At 45.0% G+C, this 18138-nt stretch carries 17 protein-coding genes; 10 read left to right on the top strand and 7 right to left on the bottom strand.

The window, feature by feature from the left end:
* Nucleotides 1-7 precede the first annotated feature (7 nt).
* Both PV783_RS07165 and htpG read right to left on the bottom strand, forming a co-directional pair.
* A complete protein-coding gene (locus tag PV783_RS07165) occupies nucleotides 8-709 on the bottom strand; it encodes a prolyl oligopeptidase family serine peptidase (protein ID WP_168771244.1) in 702 nt (233 codons plus the stop codon).
* Nucleotides 710-947: 238 nt separating this feature from the next.
* Nucleotides 948-2777 (bottom strand): molecular chaperone HtpG, encoded by a 1830-nt coding sequence (gene htpG, locus PV783_RS07160; protein ID WP_420987521.1) that lies wholly within the window; start codon nucleotides 2775-2777, stop codon nucleotides 948-950.
* 320 nt (nucleotides 2778-3097) lie between these two features.
* On the opposite strand from htpG, the gene PV783_RS07155 reads away from it, so the two are divergent.
* The 10 genes from PV783_RS07155 to PV783_RS07110 all read left to right on the top strand — a co-directional run bounded on the left by PV783_RS07155 (nucleotide 3098) and on the right by PV783_RS07110 (nucleotide 11243).
* Nucleotides 3098-6382: a choice-of-anchor J domain-containing protein gene (locus PV783_RS07155; RefSeq protein ID WP_420987520.1), complete on the top strand. Its 3285-nt coding sequence runs from the start codon at nucleotides 3098-3100 to the stop codon at nucleotides 6380-6382.
* A gap of 203 nt (nucleotides 6383-6585) precedes the next feature.
* On the top strand, nucleotides 6586-6936 hold the full coding sequence (gene rpsF / locus PV783_RS07150) for a 30S ribosomal protein S6 (RefSeq protein WP_227024404.1): 351 nt from the start codon (nucleotides 6586-6588) through the stop codon (nucleotides 6934-6936).
* Between the two features lie 4 nt (nucleotides 6937-6940).
* Nucleotides 6941-7213: a 30S ribosomal protein S18 gene (gene rpsR, locus PV783_RS07145; RefSeq protein ID WP_079470050.1), complete on the top strand. Its 273-nt coding sequence runs from the start codon at nucleotides 6941-6943 to the stop codon at nucleotides 7211-7213.
* A gap of 6 nt (nucleotides 7214-7219) precedes the next feature.
* Nucleotides 7220-7666, top strand: coding sequence for a 50S ribosomal protein L9 (gene rplI / locus PV783_RS07140; RefSeq protein ID WP_079469410.1), 447 nt, complete (start codon nucleotides 7220-7222; stop codon nucleotides 7664-7666).
* A gap of 144 nt (nucleotides 7667-7810) precedes the next feature.
* Nucleotides 7811-7969, top strand: coding sequence for a hypothetical protein (locus PV783_RS07135; RefSeq protein WP_159454271.1), 159 nt, complete (start codon nucleotides 7811-7813; stop codon nucleotides 7967-7969).
* Complete coding sequence (locus PV783_RS07130; RefSeq protein ID WP_079469411.1) at nucleotides 7953-8450, top strand: DUF6169 family protein; 498 nt, start codon at nucleotides 7953-7955, stop codon at nucleotides 8448-8450. The genes PV783_RS07135 and PV783_RS07130 overlap by 17 nt, the downstream gene beginning before the upstream one ends.
* Nucleotides 8451-8473: 23 nt before the next feature.
* On the top strand, nucleotides 8474-9355 hold the full coding sequence (locus PV783_RS07125) for a hypothetical protein (protein ID WP_420987519.1): 882 nt from the start codon (nucleotides 8474-8476) through the stop codon (nucleotides 9353-9355).
* 35 nt (nucleotides 9356-9390) lie between these two features.
* Complete coding sequence (locus PV783_RS07120; protein WP_420987518.1) at nucleotides 9391-10014, top strand: rhomboid family intramembrane serine protease; 624 nt, start codon at nucleotides 9391-9393, stop codon at nucleotides 10012-10014.
* Nucleotides 10015-10067: 53 nt separating this feature from the next.
* Nucleotides 10068-10793: a hypothetical protein gene (locus PV783_RS07115; protein WP_420987517.1), complete on the top strand. Its 726-nt coding sequence runs from the start codon at nucleotides 10068-10070 to the stop codon at nucleotides 10791-10793.
* 48 nt (nucleotides 10794-10841) lie between these two features.
* Nucleotides 10842-11243, top strand: a complete 402-nt coding sequence (locus tag PV783_RS07110) for a hypothetical protein (protein ID WP_111576746.1) — start codon at nucleotides 10842-10844, stop codon at nucleotides 11241-11243.
* A gap of 74 nt (nucleotides 11244-11317) precedes the next feature.
* Here the strand turns inward: PV783_RS07110 and PV783_RS07105 are convergent, their stop codons facing one another.
* From PV783_RS07105 to PV783_RS07085, 5 genes are all read right to left on the bottom strand, one after another.
* Nucleotides 11318-12421, bottom strand: a complete 1104-nt coding sequence (locus PV783_RS07105) for a D-TA family PLP-dependent enzyme (RefSeq protein WP_420987516.1) — start codon at nucleotides 12419-12421, stop codon at nucleotides 11318-11320.
* A 23-nt stretch (nucleotides 12422-12444) separates the two neighbouring features.
* Nucleotides 12445-13758 (bottom strand): gluconate:H+ symporter, encoded by a 1314-nt coding sequence (locus PV783_RS07100; RefSeq protein ID WP_420987515.1) that lies wholly within the window; start codon nucleotides 13756-13758, stop codon nucleotides 12445-12447.
* A 48-nt stretch (nucleotides 13759-13806) separates the two neighbouring features.
* Nucleotides 13807-15084, bottom strand: coding sequence for an ABC transporter permease (locus tag PV783_RS07095; RefSeq protein ID WP_420987514.1), 1278 nt, complete (start codon nucleotides 15082-15084; stop codon nucleotides 13807-13809).
* A 147-nt stretch (nucleotides 15085-15231) separates the two neighbouring features.
* On the bottom strand, nucleotides 15232-16605 hold the full coding sequence (locus tag PV783_RS07090) for an NADH-quinone oxidoreductase subunit N (protein WP_079469419.1): 1374 nt from the start codon (nucleotides 16603-16605) through the stop codon (nucleotides 15232-15234).
* A gap of 64 nt (nucleotides 16606-16669) precedes the next feature.
* Nucleotides 16670-18106 (bottom strand): complex I subunit 4 family protein, encoded by a 1437-nt coding sequence (locus tag PV783_RS07085; RefSeq protein WP_079469420.1) that lies wholly within the window; start codon nucleotides 18104-18106, stop codon nucleotides 16670-16672.
* Nucleotides 18107-18138: the final 32 nt, after the last annotated feature.

Below are 18138 nucleotides of genomic sequence, written 5' to 3'. Positions count from 1 at the left end.
AAAACGGTTACAAATGCTGCTTCAGCAGCCAGGTATATACATCCTGGTTCGCGTAAGTCCTTGTCCAGGCATCGTGGCCACCGTTGGGATACTCCGTATATTGCACATTATTCCCCAACGCTCTCAATTGCTTTACCAGGACACGTGAATTCTCCACATTTACTGTAGGATCGTCTGCTGAATGGAAAACCCAAATAGGCATGGTTTTCAGATTCTTCATGCGGTTTACATCTCCACCACCACTGATAGGAACAATGGCGGCAAATTTTTCGGGGTGTGCAGAACTCCAGTCCCACGTTCCATAACCACCCATGCTCAGACCGGTAAGATATACTCTCTTAGGATCTACATGGTATTTGCTGATCACTTCTTTATAGAGTATCTCGAGGTACTGTGGATTCCACCATCCGCTCAGGCACTGCGGCGCGATTATTACAAATGGTTTCCCTGCCGCCACTTTTACCAGTCCTACGTTCTTTATCACATCAATATTATTCCCCATTTCCCCTACTCCATGAAGAAATATCACGATGGGCCATTTGTAGTCTTTCTTCTCGTTATATCCGTCCGGGATATAAAGCACATAATTGCTGATATTGCCTCCTTTGGTATCTATTTTCTGGGTAGTGATACCAACTTGTTGCGGAGGAAAAGTATCTCCCCGGGGCGGCGTTACCGGCACTGTATCTCCCGGGGGATTCGTTGGCACAGGGTTAGCTGTTTCTGTTTTTGAACAGGAAAAAAATGCGAGCGTACTCAACACAAAGACATGGCACAAAATTTTAATTGCTCTTTTTTTCATATAACTACTACAAACTAAAAGTCCCCCGGCAATATGCCGGGGGACAGGTTTTACAATATTTTTCTTTTCGGTTCTTCTATTCCGTGTTTTGCAAATAAAAGACTAAAAGAATAAACACCGTCATTTTATTTATTGTGCAATGTCATTATTTTTTTTCGCCCATCAGTTCCACACTTCTGTTCACAAATGCCGTAAGATCCGCGCCTGTCAACAGGTTCTGGGACAACAGCGCCAGGTCTGCCAGATTCTTTATCTGCTTCTGTTGCAACGTGTTATCTCCTTCTTTCAGTATTTGAGTATATACCGGATGGTTGGCGTTGATGGTCATATTTATTTCGTCGGGCATATTCGCATACCAGTTCATTCCGCCGCCGCCCATAGCTGCCATGTCTTTCATACGACGCATCAGCTCCGGACGGGTTACAATTACCGGTTGCGCTTCTGCGCTGAGTCCTTTCATTTCTACTTTGATATTAGGTTGTGTTACCTGGGCGCCAAAGAGTTCTTTCAAAGTACCTTCCTGTTCTTCAGATAATACTGTTGTGGTATTTTCTTCTTTATCAATCAGGTTATCAGCGATATCAGCATCCACGCGGGTAAAGGAAACGTTATCCCATTTGATTTCCATGTTGTTGATGAATGCGGCATCCACCATTGTTTCCATCTTTACTACCAGGAAGCCTTTATTTTTTGCGGCCTGCACGTAGCTGTCCTGCTGCACCGGGTTGGTGGCATATAATATCACCAGTTTCTGCTCCTTATTGGTTTGCAGGGCAGCGGCAGCTGTGCGGTATTCTTCCTGTGTATAAAATTTACCACCTGCCACATCTTCCATTATCAGGAATTTGTTCGCTTTTTCCATGAACTTGTCGTCGGTCATCATACCATACTTCACAAACAGTCCGATGGAATCCCATTTATCTTCGAAGGAAGCGCGGTCGTTGCGGAATATTTCATCCAGCTTATCCGCTACTTTTTTGGTGATGTGAGCGTTGATCTTTTTTACGTTAGGATCGCCCTGCAGATAGCTACGGCTAACATTCAGCGGAATATCCGGGCTATCGATCACACCATGCAGCAACATCAGGAATTCCGGAACAATGTCCTTCACTTCATCCGTTACATATACCTGGTTGGAATACAGATTGATCTTGTCTTTCTGCATCTCATAGCTCTTGTTAATCTTCGGAAAATAAAGGATACCGGTGAGATTAAAAGGATAATCTACATTGAGGTGAATCCAGAATAAGGGAGGTTCTGCAAATGGATATAATTCTTTGTAGAAATTCTGGTAATCTTCGGTGGTTAACTCGCTTGGTTTCTTTGTCCAGGCAGGATTGGTGTTATTAATCTGTGTGCCTTCAAAAGTTACCGGAACAGGCAGAAATTTACAGAACTTTTCGAGGATGGTGCGGATACGTCCATCTTCCAGGAATTCTTCGCTTTCCTCGTTGATGTGCATTACAATTTCAGTTCCCCTGTCTGCCTTGCTGATTTCTTCCAGTTCATACTCAGGGCTTCCGTCGCATTCCCAGCGCACAGCGGGAGCTCCTTCTTTCCACGATTTTGAGAAGATTTCCACCTGGCTGCTTACCATAAAGGAAGAATAAAAGCCCAAACCAAAATGACCAATGATATTGGTACCATTTTCCTGTCCTTTATATTTTTTCAGAAATTCTTCTGCACCAGAAAAGGCTACCTGGTTAATATATTTATCCACTTCTTCCGCAGTCATACCGATACCATGATCTGCAATGGTGATGGTTTTCTTTTCCTTATCAACTCTTACATCAATAGCAATGTCTCCCAGTTCTCCTTTAAACTCTCCCACACTGGCCAGGGTTTTCAATTTCTGGGTAGCATCCACGGCATTACTTACCAGTTCGCGGATAAAAATTTCATGATCTGAATACAGGAACTTCTTGATAATTGGAAATATGTTCTCTGTCTGAACACGTATTGCACCTTTTTGCATTGATTATCTGATTTTTTTGGTAAACTTTTTCAAAGTGTGTGCCAGCAGGGTTTAGGCTGACAAGATGACAAGACACAAGTTAAAAAAATATAAAATATAAATATTGAGGCTGTGAATATACGCTACCTGGGCTTATCCACCATCGTATTTAACCCGGAAAAAAGGGCAGGGAAAGAAGTATTTAAAACGAATAATAAAATAAAGCCATATTACATTCCCTTCAAATTAACAAAATAATCATATTAAAAAATCCGGCGAAACGGTTTATTCAGTAGATTTATTGCACCGAAATCTGATTCCCCAATTTTTCAAATAATACTATGGAAAGACCTCTACTCACTTTATTATTTCTTGCTTCTTTTGTTTGTGGTAGTGTAAGCGCACAAACCAATCCGGCCGCGCAGCCATTGCCTTATGAACAAAATTTTGACGCACTGCCGTCATCTGCTGTGGTATACCCGGCAGGATGGCAGGGATGGCTGCTCAGCGGCGCTCCTTCCGGCAGCTTTAATACAACCGCACCTGCTTCCGACAAACCACTGATAAGTGGCGGCAGTGCATCGTCCACTGCCAATGGTGTTTATAACTATGCCGGCAAACTGGGCTTCCTGAACAGCGGCAGCGCCGACAATGCACTGGTGCTATCCATCAGTACCAGCGGACAACAAAATGTACAATTGAGCTACGATGCCATGACGATCAGGAATCCTTACGATGGTAATTCCAATACCAGGATCAATGAAGTTGTAGTACAATATCGTATAGGCGTTACCGGTACCTTTACCAGTATCAATGAAACTGCTTATCAGAACGACACTATTCAACAAACCGGTTCTGGTGTTACTTTACCGCAACACCTGGTAAACAGGTCGGTGATACTGCCGCCGGATTGTAATAACCAGGCTGTAGTACAATTGCGGTGGGTAAACCGCCAAATCAGCGGCGCCGGCTCCAGACCGGGATTTGCTATTGATAATATAGCGGCATCCGGAAGTGGCAGGGATACCACTCCGCCTGTGATCAGTCTCCTGACACCGGTTAACGCAGCCGCAGATGTATCGCCTGTTACATCTCCCGAAATTATTTTCAGCGAAAACATAAAAGCAGGCAACGGGTATATCAGGTTGCATAACAGCAATAGTGGATTAACGGATAGTTTTCCTGTAACCGGTAATGCTGTCATTATTAATAACAATGTGCTTACCCTGAAACAAATCCTGCAACCACACAGTCATTATTTCATTACGCTGGACAGCGGTACAGTAAAGGATCTGTCGGATAATAACTTTGCGGGTATTACAGATTCCACACTGTGGAATTTTACCACCGGCAACCAGGAACTCAACTATAACTTCAACGACTGTACGCCGATAGGCAGCAGCCAGTTAAGCGGAGGCTTTACACAATACAGTGTAACCGGTGCGCAGCTGTGGGGATGTACCAATTTCGGGCAGCAAAGCAGTAATGGGGTACAGATAAATGGTTACAGCGGCGGAGCTGTTGAAAATGAAGACTGGCTGATATCTCCTGCGTTTGACCTGACCGGCCTCCAATTCCCGCTGTTGCAATTCAGCAGCCGTACTGCCTTTGCCGGACCGGCACTTAGTCTGCGTATTTCCACCGATTACACCGGCAGCGGTGATCCGCGCAATGCTACCTGGACAACGCTGAATGGCCGTTTTCCTGAAACCGGCAGTGATGTGTGGACTTTATCTTCCGGTATAAATCTCGCTGCTTACAAGCAAACAGGCGTTTATATTGCTTTTGTTTATACATCCGGCCCTGCTGTACAGGCTTCGCGCTGGACGATTGATGATTTCAGGCTGACGGATACCACCGCGGCGCCGGCGCCAACATTGAACAGCAGTCCGGCGGCCATTGATTTCGACTATGTAAAATCCGGGCAAACATCAGAAGCACAGCGTGTTGGTTTCTGGGCCAACGATTTTACAGGAGATTTGAAAATCAAGGCTCCAGCAGGTTTCAAGGTATCTGGCGACAGCAGCAATTATAGTAACGAGGTAACTTTCTCTGCGGCTGCATTGGCTACCGGTCCGCAGCAGGTATTTGTAACGTTTGCGCCAACAGCGGCGGATCAGCCTTACAGCGGTAATCTTACATTCAGCGCTCCCGGTTTCTCCGGCCGTTCTATTGCCCTCAGCGGTACTTCACTGCGGTCATTAAAAGTGGTGAACTGGAACATAGAATGGTTTGGCAGCCCGGCTCAAAACCCCGCCAATGACAGTTTACAGCAGGCCAATGTAACCACCATCCTTAAAAAACTGGATGCAGATATTTTTGCGCTGGCAGAAGTAGTGGATACTGCCCGTTTCCGCGCGGTGGTAAGCCAGTTGCCGGGTTATAGCTATGTGTTATCTGATTTTGGCTCCTATGCAGATAGCATCACTGATGTTGATTATGTATCGGCGCAGAAGCTGGCTTTTGTGTACAAAACGGCAGTGATCCGCAAGATCAGTACTTACGGCATATTAAGACAGGGAGGCAGCAGCAATGCGTATTATAACTGGTCGTCCGGCAGGTTCCCTTATGAAATGGAGGCTACCGCCAAACTGGGTAATGACTCTGCGCGGATCCGGTTCATATTGCTGCATGCAAAGGCCAATACAGGTACCAAGCCTGAAAAAATTGCTTCCTGGAACCGGCGCAAAGATGGATTGAAAGAGTTGAAAGACACGCTGGACCTGCAATATCCGTATAGCAATATTATAATGTTGGGAGATTTTAATGATGATCTCTCTAAAACCATTACAACAGAGTTATTACCCGATACTACCACTTCTTATATTGACTTCATCCGCGATAGTATCAACTACAGGCCGTTGACCCTGCCGTTAAGTTTATCCGGTCAGCGTTCCACGGTCAGTTACTCATCGGTGATCGATAATGTGATTAGTTCCAACGAGGTGGGTGTTGCTTATTTGCCGGCATCTGCACGGATACAAACCCAGGTGGCCGGGCTGGTAAGCAGTTACGGTACCACTACCACGGATCATTACCCCGTATTGAGCCGGTATAACCTGCACATTTTAGGCAACCCGCTGCCGGTAGAAGACTTTGATGCCCGGGCCGATGGCGGTAAAGTGCTGGTTAGCTGGCATACGCCTTATGAAATCAACAGCAGCAGGTTTGTGATAGAACGTTCCCGGAACCTCCGGACCTATGAGGCCGTGGATACTGTGGCAGCTCATGGCAGTAAGGCGGAGGGATCTGATTATATTTCCTATGATGAGCAGCCCTGGCCTGGATTTTCAGCTTACCGGTTAAAAACCGTGGGACTGGACAGCAGTATAAGGTACAGTCCGGTTAAGATGGTTTTAGTAACGGATAAAGACTTCTGGCGGAAGCTGTTGTGGTGCATATTCGGGCACCAGTTGCAGTATTGGCTGGACTGGCCCCGCAGCGGTGATGCGAATATTGAATTGATGGATGTGCAGGGTCGTGTTCGTTACCAGGGCAGAACGGCTTTAATAAAAGGCCGGAACTACAGAACAATAGCTATCGATCAGCTGCCGGCTGGCATATATTTCCTGAGAGTACAATCGGGTGAGCTGGTGCAGGTGACCAAGATTCTTATTAATCAGTGATCTTTTTTGAAAAAACCATGCAAACGAGACGCCGCCCCGGTAACCGGGGCGGCTTTTTTAATTTGGTTATCAGCCAATTACGCATTATTCTCTATAAAAGGCAAGATATTTAGGGAAATCGGGCTTTCATGCGTGGAAATAAGGAATAGTTCAGTATCTTTGCGGTCCTAATTTTTTAATTAAACCATTTAAAACAGGGAATTATGAACTACGAATTGATGGTGATCTTTACCCCTGTGCTTTCTGAGGACGACTACAAAGCCGCCCAAAAGAAATTCGCTGATATCATTAAAGATAACGGCGGAGAAATCACGCACGAAAATCCCTGGGGATTAAGATCACTGGCGTATCCTATCCGGAAGAAGACTACAGGAATGTATGTTGTTCTGGAATACAATGCGCCATCCGACCTCAATGAGAAGCTGAAAATCCAGCTGAATCGCGATGAAAATGTATTACGTCACATGATTACTGCGCTGGATAAGCACGCTGTTACTTACAACGGTCGCAAAAGACATGGCGTAAATGCTGAATCTAAAACCACTGAAGCTTAAAACTATGGCAGTTAAACCGAAACAAGAAATCAAGTACTTAACGGCCGTAAAAACCGAGAAACGTCAGAAGAAATACTGCCGTTTCAAGAAGTTGGGCATCAAGTACGTAGATTACAAAGACGCGGAGTTTTTGAAGAAATTTTTGAACGACCAGGGCAAAATGTTGCCACGTCGTATTACGGGTAACTCCCTGAAATTTCAGCGTAAAGTAGCCCAGGCTATTAAGAAAGCTCGTCAAATGGCTTTATTGCCTTATGTTACTGACCTTTTAAAGTAAGAAGTTATGCAAATTATCTTAATACAAGACGTAGATAACCTGGGTCAGAAGAATGAACTGGTTAGCGTAAAAAATGGTTACGCCAGGAATTTCCTGATTCCTCAGAAATTTGCGGTAGAAGCAAGCCCTTCTAACATGAAGCAGCTTCAGGAACGCCTGAAAGTGCAGAAAGTGAAAGAAGAGAAACTGCTGGCTGAAATTGCGAAAGTAGTAGAAGTGTTGAAAGCTTCTCCTGTTAAAATTGGCGCTAAAACCGGTACTTCCGGTAAGATCTTCGGTAGCGTAACCGGTGTTCAGATTGCCCGTGCAATTAAAGAACAGAAAGGTTATGAAATTGACCGTCGCCGTATCCACATCCTGGATGATGTTAAAGAACTGGGTACCTACAAAGCTCGCCTCGATTTCGGTAAAGGCAACGAAACCGAACTGGAATTCGAAGTAGTAGCTGAGTAATATTCCAACTTGTTTGGAAAGAAGAAAGTCCCGGGCTGAATCAGCCCGGGATTTTTTTTGCATCAATATGATTGCATTTGTGTTTCATTAACGAATGGCAATTGAGTTGTTGGTAGATTTGGTTATATTTGTAATGTAACCACAATGAAACCAGAAAAACACATATCAACACCTGATCCTAAGTTTGTCGCTATCTTAAAAAAAATGATAGCAGACAAAAAGATAATTCATGAGCATATCCGGAGCGGAAAAAGCTTAAGTGAATTAGAAGCTAAAGGATTTAAGTTTGTTAAGTTCCTATAACGTTTCCCAGCTAAAAGAAGGAGATTATTTATTCACTACCGATTCCGGCATTGTATATAGTGTATATATGCTGGATGAGTCATTGTACTTTGATGCGTATCCTGAATTTTCGGCTGATGTGCATACACTCGGTTTTGATATGATATCTAATCCCTTAAGAAAAACACCTTTCGACAAAAGGGTGCGGATTACTATTTCCAATATTATCATTGACTATCTGACGACCCACCCGGAAAAAGTTTTCTTTTTTGTATGCGACAGTGCCGATGCCCGGGAAAAAAGCAGAATGAAAATATTTGAATTATGGTATCATCAACGGCAAACAGATACGATTGAAAAATACAATGAATCCATTCATACCGCAGATATGGATATCTATTTTTCTATCATTATTCACTCAAAAAACAGCCTGAAGAACTATATCCTTTCCTGCTTTCGCCAACTAACCCAATCCACCGCCGAAAAACTCAAATCTTATTAGTATTTTCATACCAATATTCCGCCATGAGTATGAAAAATATTACCCTTTTCTTTATCATCATTATCACCGCCTCTGCCTGTAGTACCAGGAATCACAGACCCGGACTCCCCAGGCTAACCACCATCAGCATCCAGGGCGATAGCACACCGCAATATACCTTCCGGTATGATCAACAGGGCAACCTGGCTGAACTGGTACATCACCTGCAATTAAACGACACCAGCATCAGTACTTTCTCCTATGATCATTCCCACCGGATTACCGGGATGGTATTATCCAACCGGGAAAATAATATCACAGCAATAAAAGAGCGCGCCAAAGTAACCTCCTGGGATAAAGATGGCAACATCGCCACTGTACAATATTTTGATGCAAAGGAGCGCCTGCTCCGCGTTGCCAATGTACGCTGGAAGAACGGGCTACCCGCTGCCATGAAATATTCCGATTCCACGCAGGCAATCAGCTGGAATTATGATGCAACGCATCCTGTAAGAAAAGATATTTGTATAGATAGCTTCTCAGGCAAAAAAGAAGATACGTTAGTTACTTTGAGAACTACAAAGTACGAATGCGAGGATTCTATCAATCCCCTGCATCCCCTGGCCAATCAGTTGCTGCTTTGTCATGCTGTGGCGCCGGCAGTGGCGCCCTCTCCACTGGGCGATCTGTCAGACGCCTTTTTACACCTGAATGCGCGTAATCCCTTTCTTATCAAGATCACCGAAAAAGAAAAAACACGCTGCCAGGAGCGTTTACTTGAATACGAGCGTTCTACCACAGTTCAATACGCCTACTACTTCAATGGTGGCCGATATCCGGCGGGCGCATGGGTACATTTGCACAGCGAAGGATTCACCAAACTGGGCAGCGACAACCATTTTGCGCTTGAATATCAATACGAATAACGCTTAATTGGGGATTTTTCATTAACTTTTAGGAGATGAAAATCACAGACCGATTAAAGACGATGCCGGTTACGCTGGTGTTGATCGGCATAAACGTACTCGTATTTGTTTACACCGCACTAACAGGAATGAATATATGGTGGGGAGATGGAACCCACCTGCTGCATGCCGGCGCCAACTACTGGTCACTGACCATAGAGCAACATCAGTACTGGCGGTTGTTTAGCAGCATGTTCCTGCATGCAGGACTTGGCCATCTTTTCACAAATATGCTGGGACTGTTTATTGGAGGTATTTTCCTGGAACCGGTATTGCGTAGTTTCCGTTATGGCCTTGCCTATGCGATCACAGGACTAATATCCGACTATGTCAGCATCTGGTATCATAAAGGCGCAGTGGGTGTAGGCGCTTCCGGTGCTATTTTTGGTATTTACGGTGTATTCCTGGCGCTGCTCACTACTCCCCTCTTCCCAACGGAGATAAGGAAAGCGTTTCTGGCTTATATCGGCTTATTTATAGCGTTAAATGTGATTGCTGCCGCGGTTTCACAGGGTGTAGATAACGCCGCACATCTGGCTGGCTTTTTAAGCGGCGCCCTTACCGGGTATCTTTTCTTTTTTACACTAACAAAAGCAGATGGAGAAAGACTCACCCGCTGAGCCTCTTCCGAAGTTCTAATTACTTACATTTGTACACTTAAATGCGACAAAAGATGATGAATAAGCTATGGCTCCTGCTGTGTGCATGCTCAATAATGATATTGAGCTGCAAGAATAAAACAGCAGATAACACCCACACCGCTGCCAAGGATTCCACGCCACCCGCCATTAATAAAACTCCCGATGACACTGTTCAGCTGGGTAATAAAACCTTCTTTGTATACTTTATCGAAAAAGCAGATTTTGATAAATTCCCGCTTGCGCCCACAGATTCCAGCGAAACAGATGTGCTGGCAAAAGACAGCCTGGTAAAAAGAGAAGGTAATAAACTGACCATCCAGCTGGAAAACGGGAAACAAAGGATCATGGCCAATAACAACAACGACGGCGAAGATTATATCGGCTATACCTATGCAGGCAGTTATCCCTCCATTAAAAGAAAAGGGTTTTTTGTTACCTATTATGAAGGCAGCGCCTTTGAGCTGGTAAATATCCTGAATGGCGATTCTATGGTAACCTGGTCTGCACCGGCCATTTCACCCGATAAAAAATATATCATCACTGCATCGATGGACCTGGTAGCAGCTTTTGACCCCAATGGGTTTCAACTGTTTTCCGTAAATGGCAATGAAATAAAAGCAGTGGGAGAAGCCAGTCTCGACGACTGGGGGCCGGGCATGGTGCATTGGATTAATAACAAAACCATTCTATCTGAATACATTACAATAGACGAGGAAGGAAATACACAAATACGCTACGTAAAAATGGTAATGCAATAACAGTATTTAGTATATTTAGTGAGAGATAGAACGTCAAATCCACGCTTCATGAAAAAACTGTTCACCGTTGGTTTATTAATGGCACTCGCCTGTTGCTATACCGCTTTTGCCGCACCTTCACCAGCTAATACGGAATTTCAGGCGCCTACCATGAACATAGAGGGAACTGCCAGTTCAATCGTCAGCAAACTGGACAAATCGCTGATCCTGACAGAAGCGCAAAAACCTAAGCTGCTCAATATTGTGACTAATTACTTACGGCAAAAAGTCAATATCCAGCCATTGCAACAAAGCAATCTGAAAGCTTATACTACCAAAATGAACAGTATGCAAAATGGATTGCATGCCAAACTGAAACCCTTGCTGACACTCACACAGTACACAGAGTTCCTGGGGTTAAAGCCTAAGTCGTTCGACGATACCAATGTTTTATCGCAATTATATTACTGAGCTGCCAATAAACAGAAAAGCTATTTAAGTGAATGATTTCAATCACTTAAATAGCTTTTCTGTTTTTATTTTTTTTAGATGATAATCTGCCGGTCGCGCGCTATAATACGCCAGTTGGCGATTACCGCATTACGCTCTGCCACATAAGCTTTTTCATACAACGCCACAGTAGGACAAATATGTTTTGGCACACCATACAACACCGTGCCCACGGGATACTGCGCAGCATCCGCCACTTTCAATACCAGGTGTTCTTCACTCTGCGATACCGGTTCTGCCGCCGGTGCATTCAGGAATTGTACCCGAGGCTGGGGATTCTCTGCTGCCACTGATTTATGCCCGAGATCAACACAAATATGTTGTTCATCAATAACAGAAATCACACGGCTGATCACCAGCGCTGCCCATTGAAACGGCTGCTCCGGCAGATTGGCAGCATACCCCGCATCCCAGAATATGAAAGTACCCGGACTACAGGAAATGCCTTCCCGTGCAGCATGCACCGGGAAAGTGGGAGTGCCGCCTGCAACAATTTCCGGCTGCGGAAGACCACTATTTGTTATGGCTGCCGCCAGTGCGGCAACAGGAGCGTATGCTGTATCACAACGTTCTTTTCGTATAGCCATATCCGTATCATGGAGGTGTCCATCGTATGCGTGTAATCCCACCGGAACCACTCCCGGTAGCGTATTGAGATATTGATACAACACCAGTGCTTCAAGCCCCGGCTTAATACCGGTGCGGTTCATTCCTACATTAAGATCCACATATACCGGCAGGCGGCGGCCCTGCGCAGCGAAAATATCACTGATAGCCAGTGCGGCCTCAGCATTGTCAGTAACACACGAAAAAGCTGTGTGCGGGTACTTCTGTACCAACTCCAGCAAACGCACAATCTTCGGTCCTACCGGCTGATAAGCCATCAAAGCATCTGCTGCATTCACCATTCCCAACATCTCTCCTTCTGCGATGGTGGCAAATTTAAAACGTGTTATTCCCGCCTCCATGACCAGCTGTATTACTTCAGCGATCTTACTCGTTTTTACGTGTGGGCGTAACCGTTGTATGTCACTGATCATTGTTTTTAGCAATGAGATGTTATCTATTATCCTGTCTTTATAAATAACAATCGCCGGAGAATCAATCTGCGCTGCATTTGTAAGCTGATACCATTCCATGCGGATACTTTTTTAAATCAATATTATACAAACAAACTTAAGATCAAACATCCGATCAACCCTGTCACAGACACAATAGTTTCCATCACCGACCAGGTTTTAATCGTGTCTTTTACAGACAAGTTAAAGTATTCCTTGAACATCCAGAAACCGGCATCATTTACATGGGAAAACATCAGGCTACCCGCGCCGGTGGCCAGTACCATCAGGTTGGCATTTACACCGGAAGCAGCAATCATTGGCGCCACAATCCCTGCGGTGGTAAGTCCGGCAACCGTGGCAGATCCTATACACACCCGGATGATAGCCGCAATACCCCACGCCAGTATTAACGGATGCAGGTGCATATTCTGAAGCGTAGTAGCAATATAACTGCTAACCTTGCTGTCGTGCAGTAATTGTGTAAGCGCACCGGAACCTCCTATTACCAGGATAATAACAGCTACATCGCGCACTGCATCGTCCATTACCACCATCACTTTTTTTGCGGGCATCCCCCGTTTCAATCCTAATAAATACATGCCGTTTAATACGGCCAGCAACATTACTATCAGTGGTTCTCCCAGCCAGGTGGCCAGCCTGAAAAGGAAAGTATCTTCAGGCACCCATAACTTCACCAAAGCCGTCACCGCCAGTAAAAATACAGGTAACAACGCTGCGAAGAGACTCACAAACATACCCGGCAACTGCTCCTCCGGAATCGGCGGCGCCACAAACATTTTCCCCGGAGGATTGGTGTAATGTTTCAGGAAACGCGAAAATACCGGTCCAGCCAGCACAATAGCCGGAATAGCTACCATAATGCCGTACAACAACGTAAGCCCCATATTGGCATGAAACTGCTGTACCAATGCAGTTGGAGAAGGATGCGGCGGCAGATATCCATGCGTTACAGATAAAGACGCCAACATAGGAATACCGAGATATACTACCGGCAATTTTGTACGCGCCGCCACCGTAAAAATCAAGGGTACCATCAGTACAAAGCCGATATTATAAAACAAGGGAATACCCACTATAAAGCCCGTGAGCATCAGCGACCACTGTACATACTTTGGCCCGAACAGGTTCATTAAACCTCCGGCAATTTTTTGCCCGGCTCCGCTTTCCGCCACCAGCTTTCCAAGCATACTGCCGAAAACAATCACCACAATCAGGGACCCTAACGTTTTACCAATACCGGTTTGAATAGACTGCGTAATGTCTGTTACGTTCATATGCAACGCCAGTCCCATCAGCAAAGACACAATAAGGAAAGAGAGGAAAGTATTTAAACGCCACCAGGTGACCAGCATTACCAGCAAAAGGATGGCCGCAATAACAATTAATAAGGGCATACAGCTGTTGTTTTACATGAACATGGAAAACAACAAGATAATAAAATATTATTCGTATCTCAAGGCTATGATAGGATCTAATTTAGAAGCCTTATAGGCAGGATATAAACCAGAAACGAGCCCTACTGCAGCACAGATAGTTACCCCGATGATGATCCAGATCCACGGTACAATGAAGGAAGACTTCAGTAACACGGAAACAATGTTTCCCAGGAGCATTCCCATAATTACTCCTATCAATCCACCCATTACACTGATAATAATGGATTCATAGAGGAATTGGGTACGCACTACATGACTGGTCGCTCCCAATGCTTTGGTAACGCCTATTTCGCGGGTCCGTTCCGCTACAGATACCAGCATAATATTCATCAGTCCAATAGCAGAACCAAAGAGCGTAATAAAGGCAATAACAATAGCAAAGAGGTTTACTTTACCCAAACTGGAAAAAAGCATTTCTGCAATACTATCACTCTTGCTGATCTCAAAATTATCTTCTTCATTGATATTCAGTCCGCGTATAACACGGAACAGCCCTGTGGCCTCTCCCTGTGCGGCATCCATCTGTTTAATATCTTTTACGGCTACCGCTATCTGGTAACTGGCATTGGGCCGGTTAAACACCCTGCGGGTATTATTCACCGTGGTGATCACCACATTATCAGCGCTCATCATTTTACTGCTGCCTTTTGACGCCAGCACCCCTACTACCCGGTACCGGATATCTCCCACCCGGATTGTGCTGTTCACTATATTTTTGAGCTGCTTACCAAATAGTTTCTCCGCCACATCAATACCAAGAATAGCCACATTTCTGCCGGACTGTACATCCAGCTGGTTAAAATCCCTTCCCTGTGAAATCTCATAATTGGAAATCTGCAGGTAGTGTTCATCTCCCCCAATCACCTGTACATTGGGATTCGTTTTCTTATCATCTTTGTATACCGTGGCAATACCGGTGGCCTGGAAAGACACGCTCACAACAGCCGGAAAATGATAACGGTCACGGAAGGCCACTGCTTCCTGGTAGCGGATAATTTTATTGCTGTTGGATTTTTTTACCTTCTTTACATTCTTGTTCCCCTTGGAAGCTTTATTTCCATCATCGCCGATATGCACCTGCATCCCCCGGTTACGGATAGAGAAACTGTTGGCACCCATACTTGCGAAGCTGCTGTAGATACTGCTCTTCATACTGTCGATCGCCGTAAGAATACCTACCAGTACCGTAATACCCAGGGCAATGATAGACACAGTAAGACCTGTGCGCAACTTGTTGCTGGTTACAGAACGGTATGCCAGGGAAAAAATATCTCTTGATTGCATAATGACGGGTTACCTATAAAGTTAATGTAATATAGCTATTTAATCCATTCAATTTGGGATGAACGGCGATCAGTATAAAGGAGAAGACCGAAGCGGATCATGTAAATCGCTTCGGTCTTCTCCCTGTATTTTATAAGCTAACAGCTTTTACATCCAGCATAACAAGAGGTTCGGGAACAGGCCCAATACCAGTACCAACGCAACAGCCAGGATCAGGGCAGCTTTAAAACCACCTGAAACAGGTTCAACTTCCGGTTCGCCCTGTTTGAAATACATGGCAATGATTACGCGGAAGTAATAGTATACGCTGATGGCAGCACACAATACCGCTATGATTACCAGCCACAAAATATGACCATGTTCGATAGCCGCAGATAAAACAAAGTATTTTGCAAAGAAACCGGCCGTAATAGGAATACCGGCCAGTGAGAACAGGAACACGGCTACCGCAGCGGCCAGCAAAGGCTCCTTGCGGGCCAGGCCGTTGAATCCTTCAAAAGTATAGTCTTTCAGCTTCATCAGTACTGCAAACACCCCGATGGTGGCAATGCTGTAAGCGGCGGAATACAGGATAATTCCCTGTGTGCCCATGTTATTCATCGCCACTACAGCAAACAGCATGAAGCCCGCCTGCGCAATACTGGAGTAAGCCAGCATCCGTTTTACACTTTGCTGGAAAACCGCGCTGAAGTTACCAAGTATCAGGGTAGCTGCTGTAATAATAGAAAGGATCAGTGTCCAGTGTCCGCTGATGCTGCCACCGGCAAAGCTGGTGTGGAACATCCGCAGGAAAGCCACAAAGCCGCCCGCTTTCACCACTGTGGACATAAAAGAAGTGAATACAGTGGGTGAACCATCGTATACGTCCGGTGTCCAGAAGTGGAACGGTACCGCCGATACTTTAAAAGACAAGGCAAATACCATCAGGATGATACCGCATAACGCCAACGGATGTACGCTTTCTGCGCCCAGTCCTAACGCTGAGATGTCAAAAGTGCCGGCAGCACCATAGATCAGGGTAATACCCATGAGCAGGATACCGGTAGAGAAAGACCCCATCAGGAAATACTTCAGGGACGCTTCATTACTTTTCAGGCTTTTCTTATCTGCTCCCGCAAGAATATACTGGGGAATAGACATGATTTCAATAGCCAGGAATAACATCAGCAGGTTGCTGAAAGAAGTAGCCAGCGAAATACCCGCCAGGATAAAGAATATCAGGGCGAAATAATCTGCTACATGTTCTCCCACCTTTTCAAACTCACTGCCTGATAACAGGAAATATAACAAGGTGGCGCCCAATGCTACGGCATTGAACAACACACCAAATTTGGTCACTTCAATCATGCCATACATGATATACCCGCCTTGCTCTACAGACGGATATTGCGCCAGATTAGCAATAAATGCTATGAGGATGGCCGCGATGGCAAAAAATTTAATATGCTGCTTATTGCGTACAAATAAACCAACAAACATCAGTACAACGCCCGATAAAGCAGTAGAAATTAGTGCATTCATATTTTTGCGTTACAAAACCCCGTTACAAATTTTTCCATTCCGGTATTCAGCTTTTGGCTGAAGATCAGAATAATTTACTTACCACATCAGATGTGCCGCTCACCAGATCCAGCATAGGTTTGGGATAAACGCCCAACACTATGATCATGATCACCACCAGGCTTAAAGCCAGTGTTTCACCCGGCCGCAGATCTGTAGTAGTTTCGGTTAATTCATTTCCCTCGCCAAATATCACCTTCTGAATCATACCCAGGGTATATACAGCAGAAAGGATGATACCTAATCCGGCAAATGCCATAAACCAGTGATTATATTGGAACAATCCGCTGAACATCAGGAACTCACCAATGAAACCATTAGTTAGTGGTAAACCGATGTTAGCCAAACTGATAATAACGAGGAAAATAGCCATGCGTGGCGCCTTCTGCGCCATGCCACCCATCTGGTCCAGGTTTTTGATCCCTAAACGGTTTTGAATTACTTCCACGATGATCCACAAACCAATGATATTGATACCGTGGTTAAACATCTGTACCATTACCCCCTGTAGGCTTTGTTCATTGTTAGCGAAAATAGCGGCGCACATCAAACCGATGTGGGCAATGGAAGAGTAAGCAATCAGCCGTTTCAGATCATTCTGTACCATCGCAATGCAGGAAGCATAGATAATACCGATGATGCACAATACAATGGCCACATCAGACCACATAGCTGCGCCCTGTGGCACTACCGGCAACAGCCAGCGGATCACGCCAAATAAACCCATTTTCACCATTACCCCGGAAAGGATCATGGTAACAGGGGTAGGCGACTGCTCATAAGTATCGGGCTGCCAGGTGTGAAACGGAAATACCGGCATCTTGATGGCGAAAGCCACAAAGAACAGCCAGAACAGCCATTTCTGATCATCCGGGTTCAATGCGGCACTTGTAAAGGAAGCCCAGCTGAAGGAATGATCCGGTGTTTGAAAGTAGATATAGATAATACCCACCAACATTAACAACGAACCCAGGAACGTGTACACAAAGAATTTAAAGGTAACGGCGATCCGTTTTTCACCACCCCATAAAGAGCAGAGGAAGTAAACAGGTATCAGGGCCAGTTCCCAGAATATGTAAAACTGCAGGGCGTCGAAAGCGGTGAATACACCGGTTAAGCCAGCCTGCGATAATAACATCAGACCATAAAAGGCATTTGCCTTTTCGTAGTTGCGGTTATAAATAGTAATGAAAACAAGCAGGGAAGCAATCGCTGTAAGTAAGCAAAGCATCACACCCATTCCATCTAATCCAACACGGAATTGACTTCCCAGCTGCGGAATCCAGTTGGCAACAAAGTTCAGACTGTCAGGAGCAGTACGAAAGCGGCACCACGATCCAATTGCTAACACCACTGTTGCCAGCGATGAGATCATGCCCAGCACTTTTGGCCCGGACCCCTTCAGACCAAATGCAATAAGGCCCGCTATGAAAGGAATCAATATTAATAAAACTGTCAACATAATTTATCTGCGCTTGTAACTTCTGCTATTGG

Source organism: Chitinophaga sp. CC14 (assembly GCF_048957795.1).
Classification (GTDB): Bacteria; Bacteroidota; Bacteroidia; order Chitinophagales; family Chitinophagaceae; genus Chitinophaga; species Chitinophaga ginsengisegetis.
This window is presented reverse-complemented; position numbering and strand designations above follow the sequence as displayed.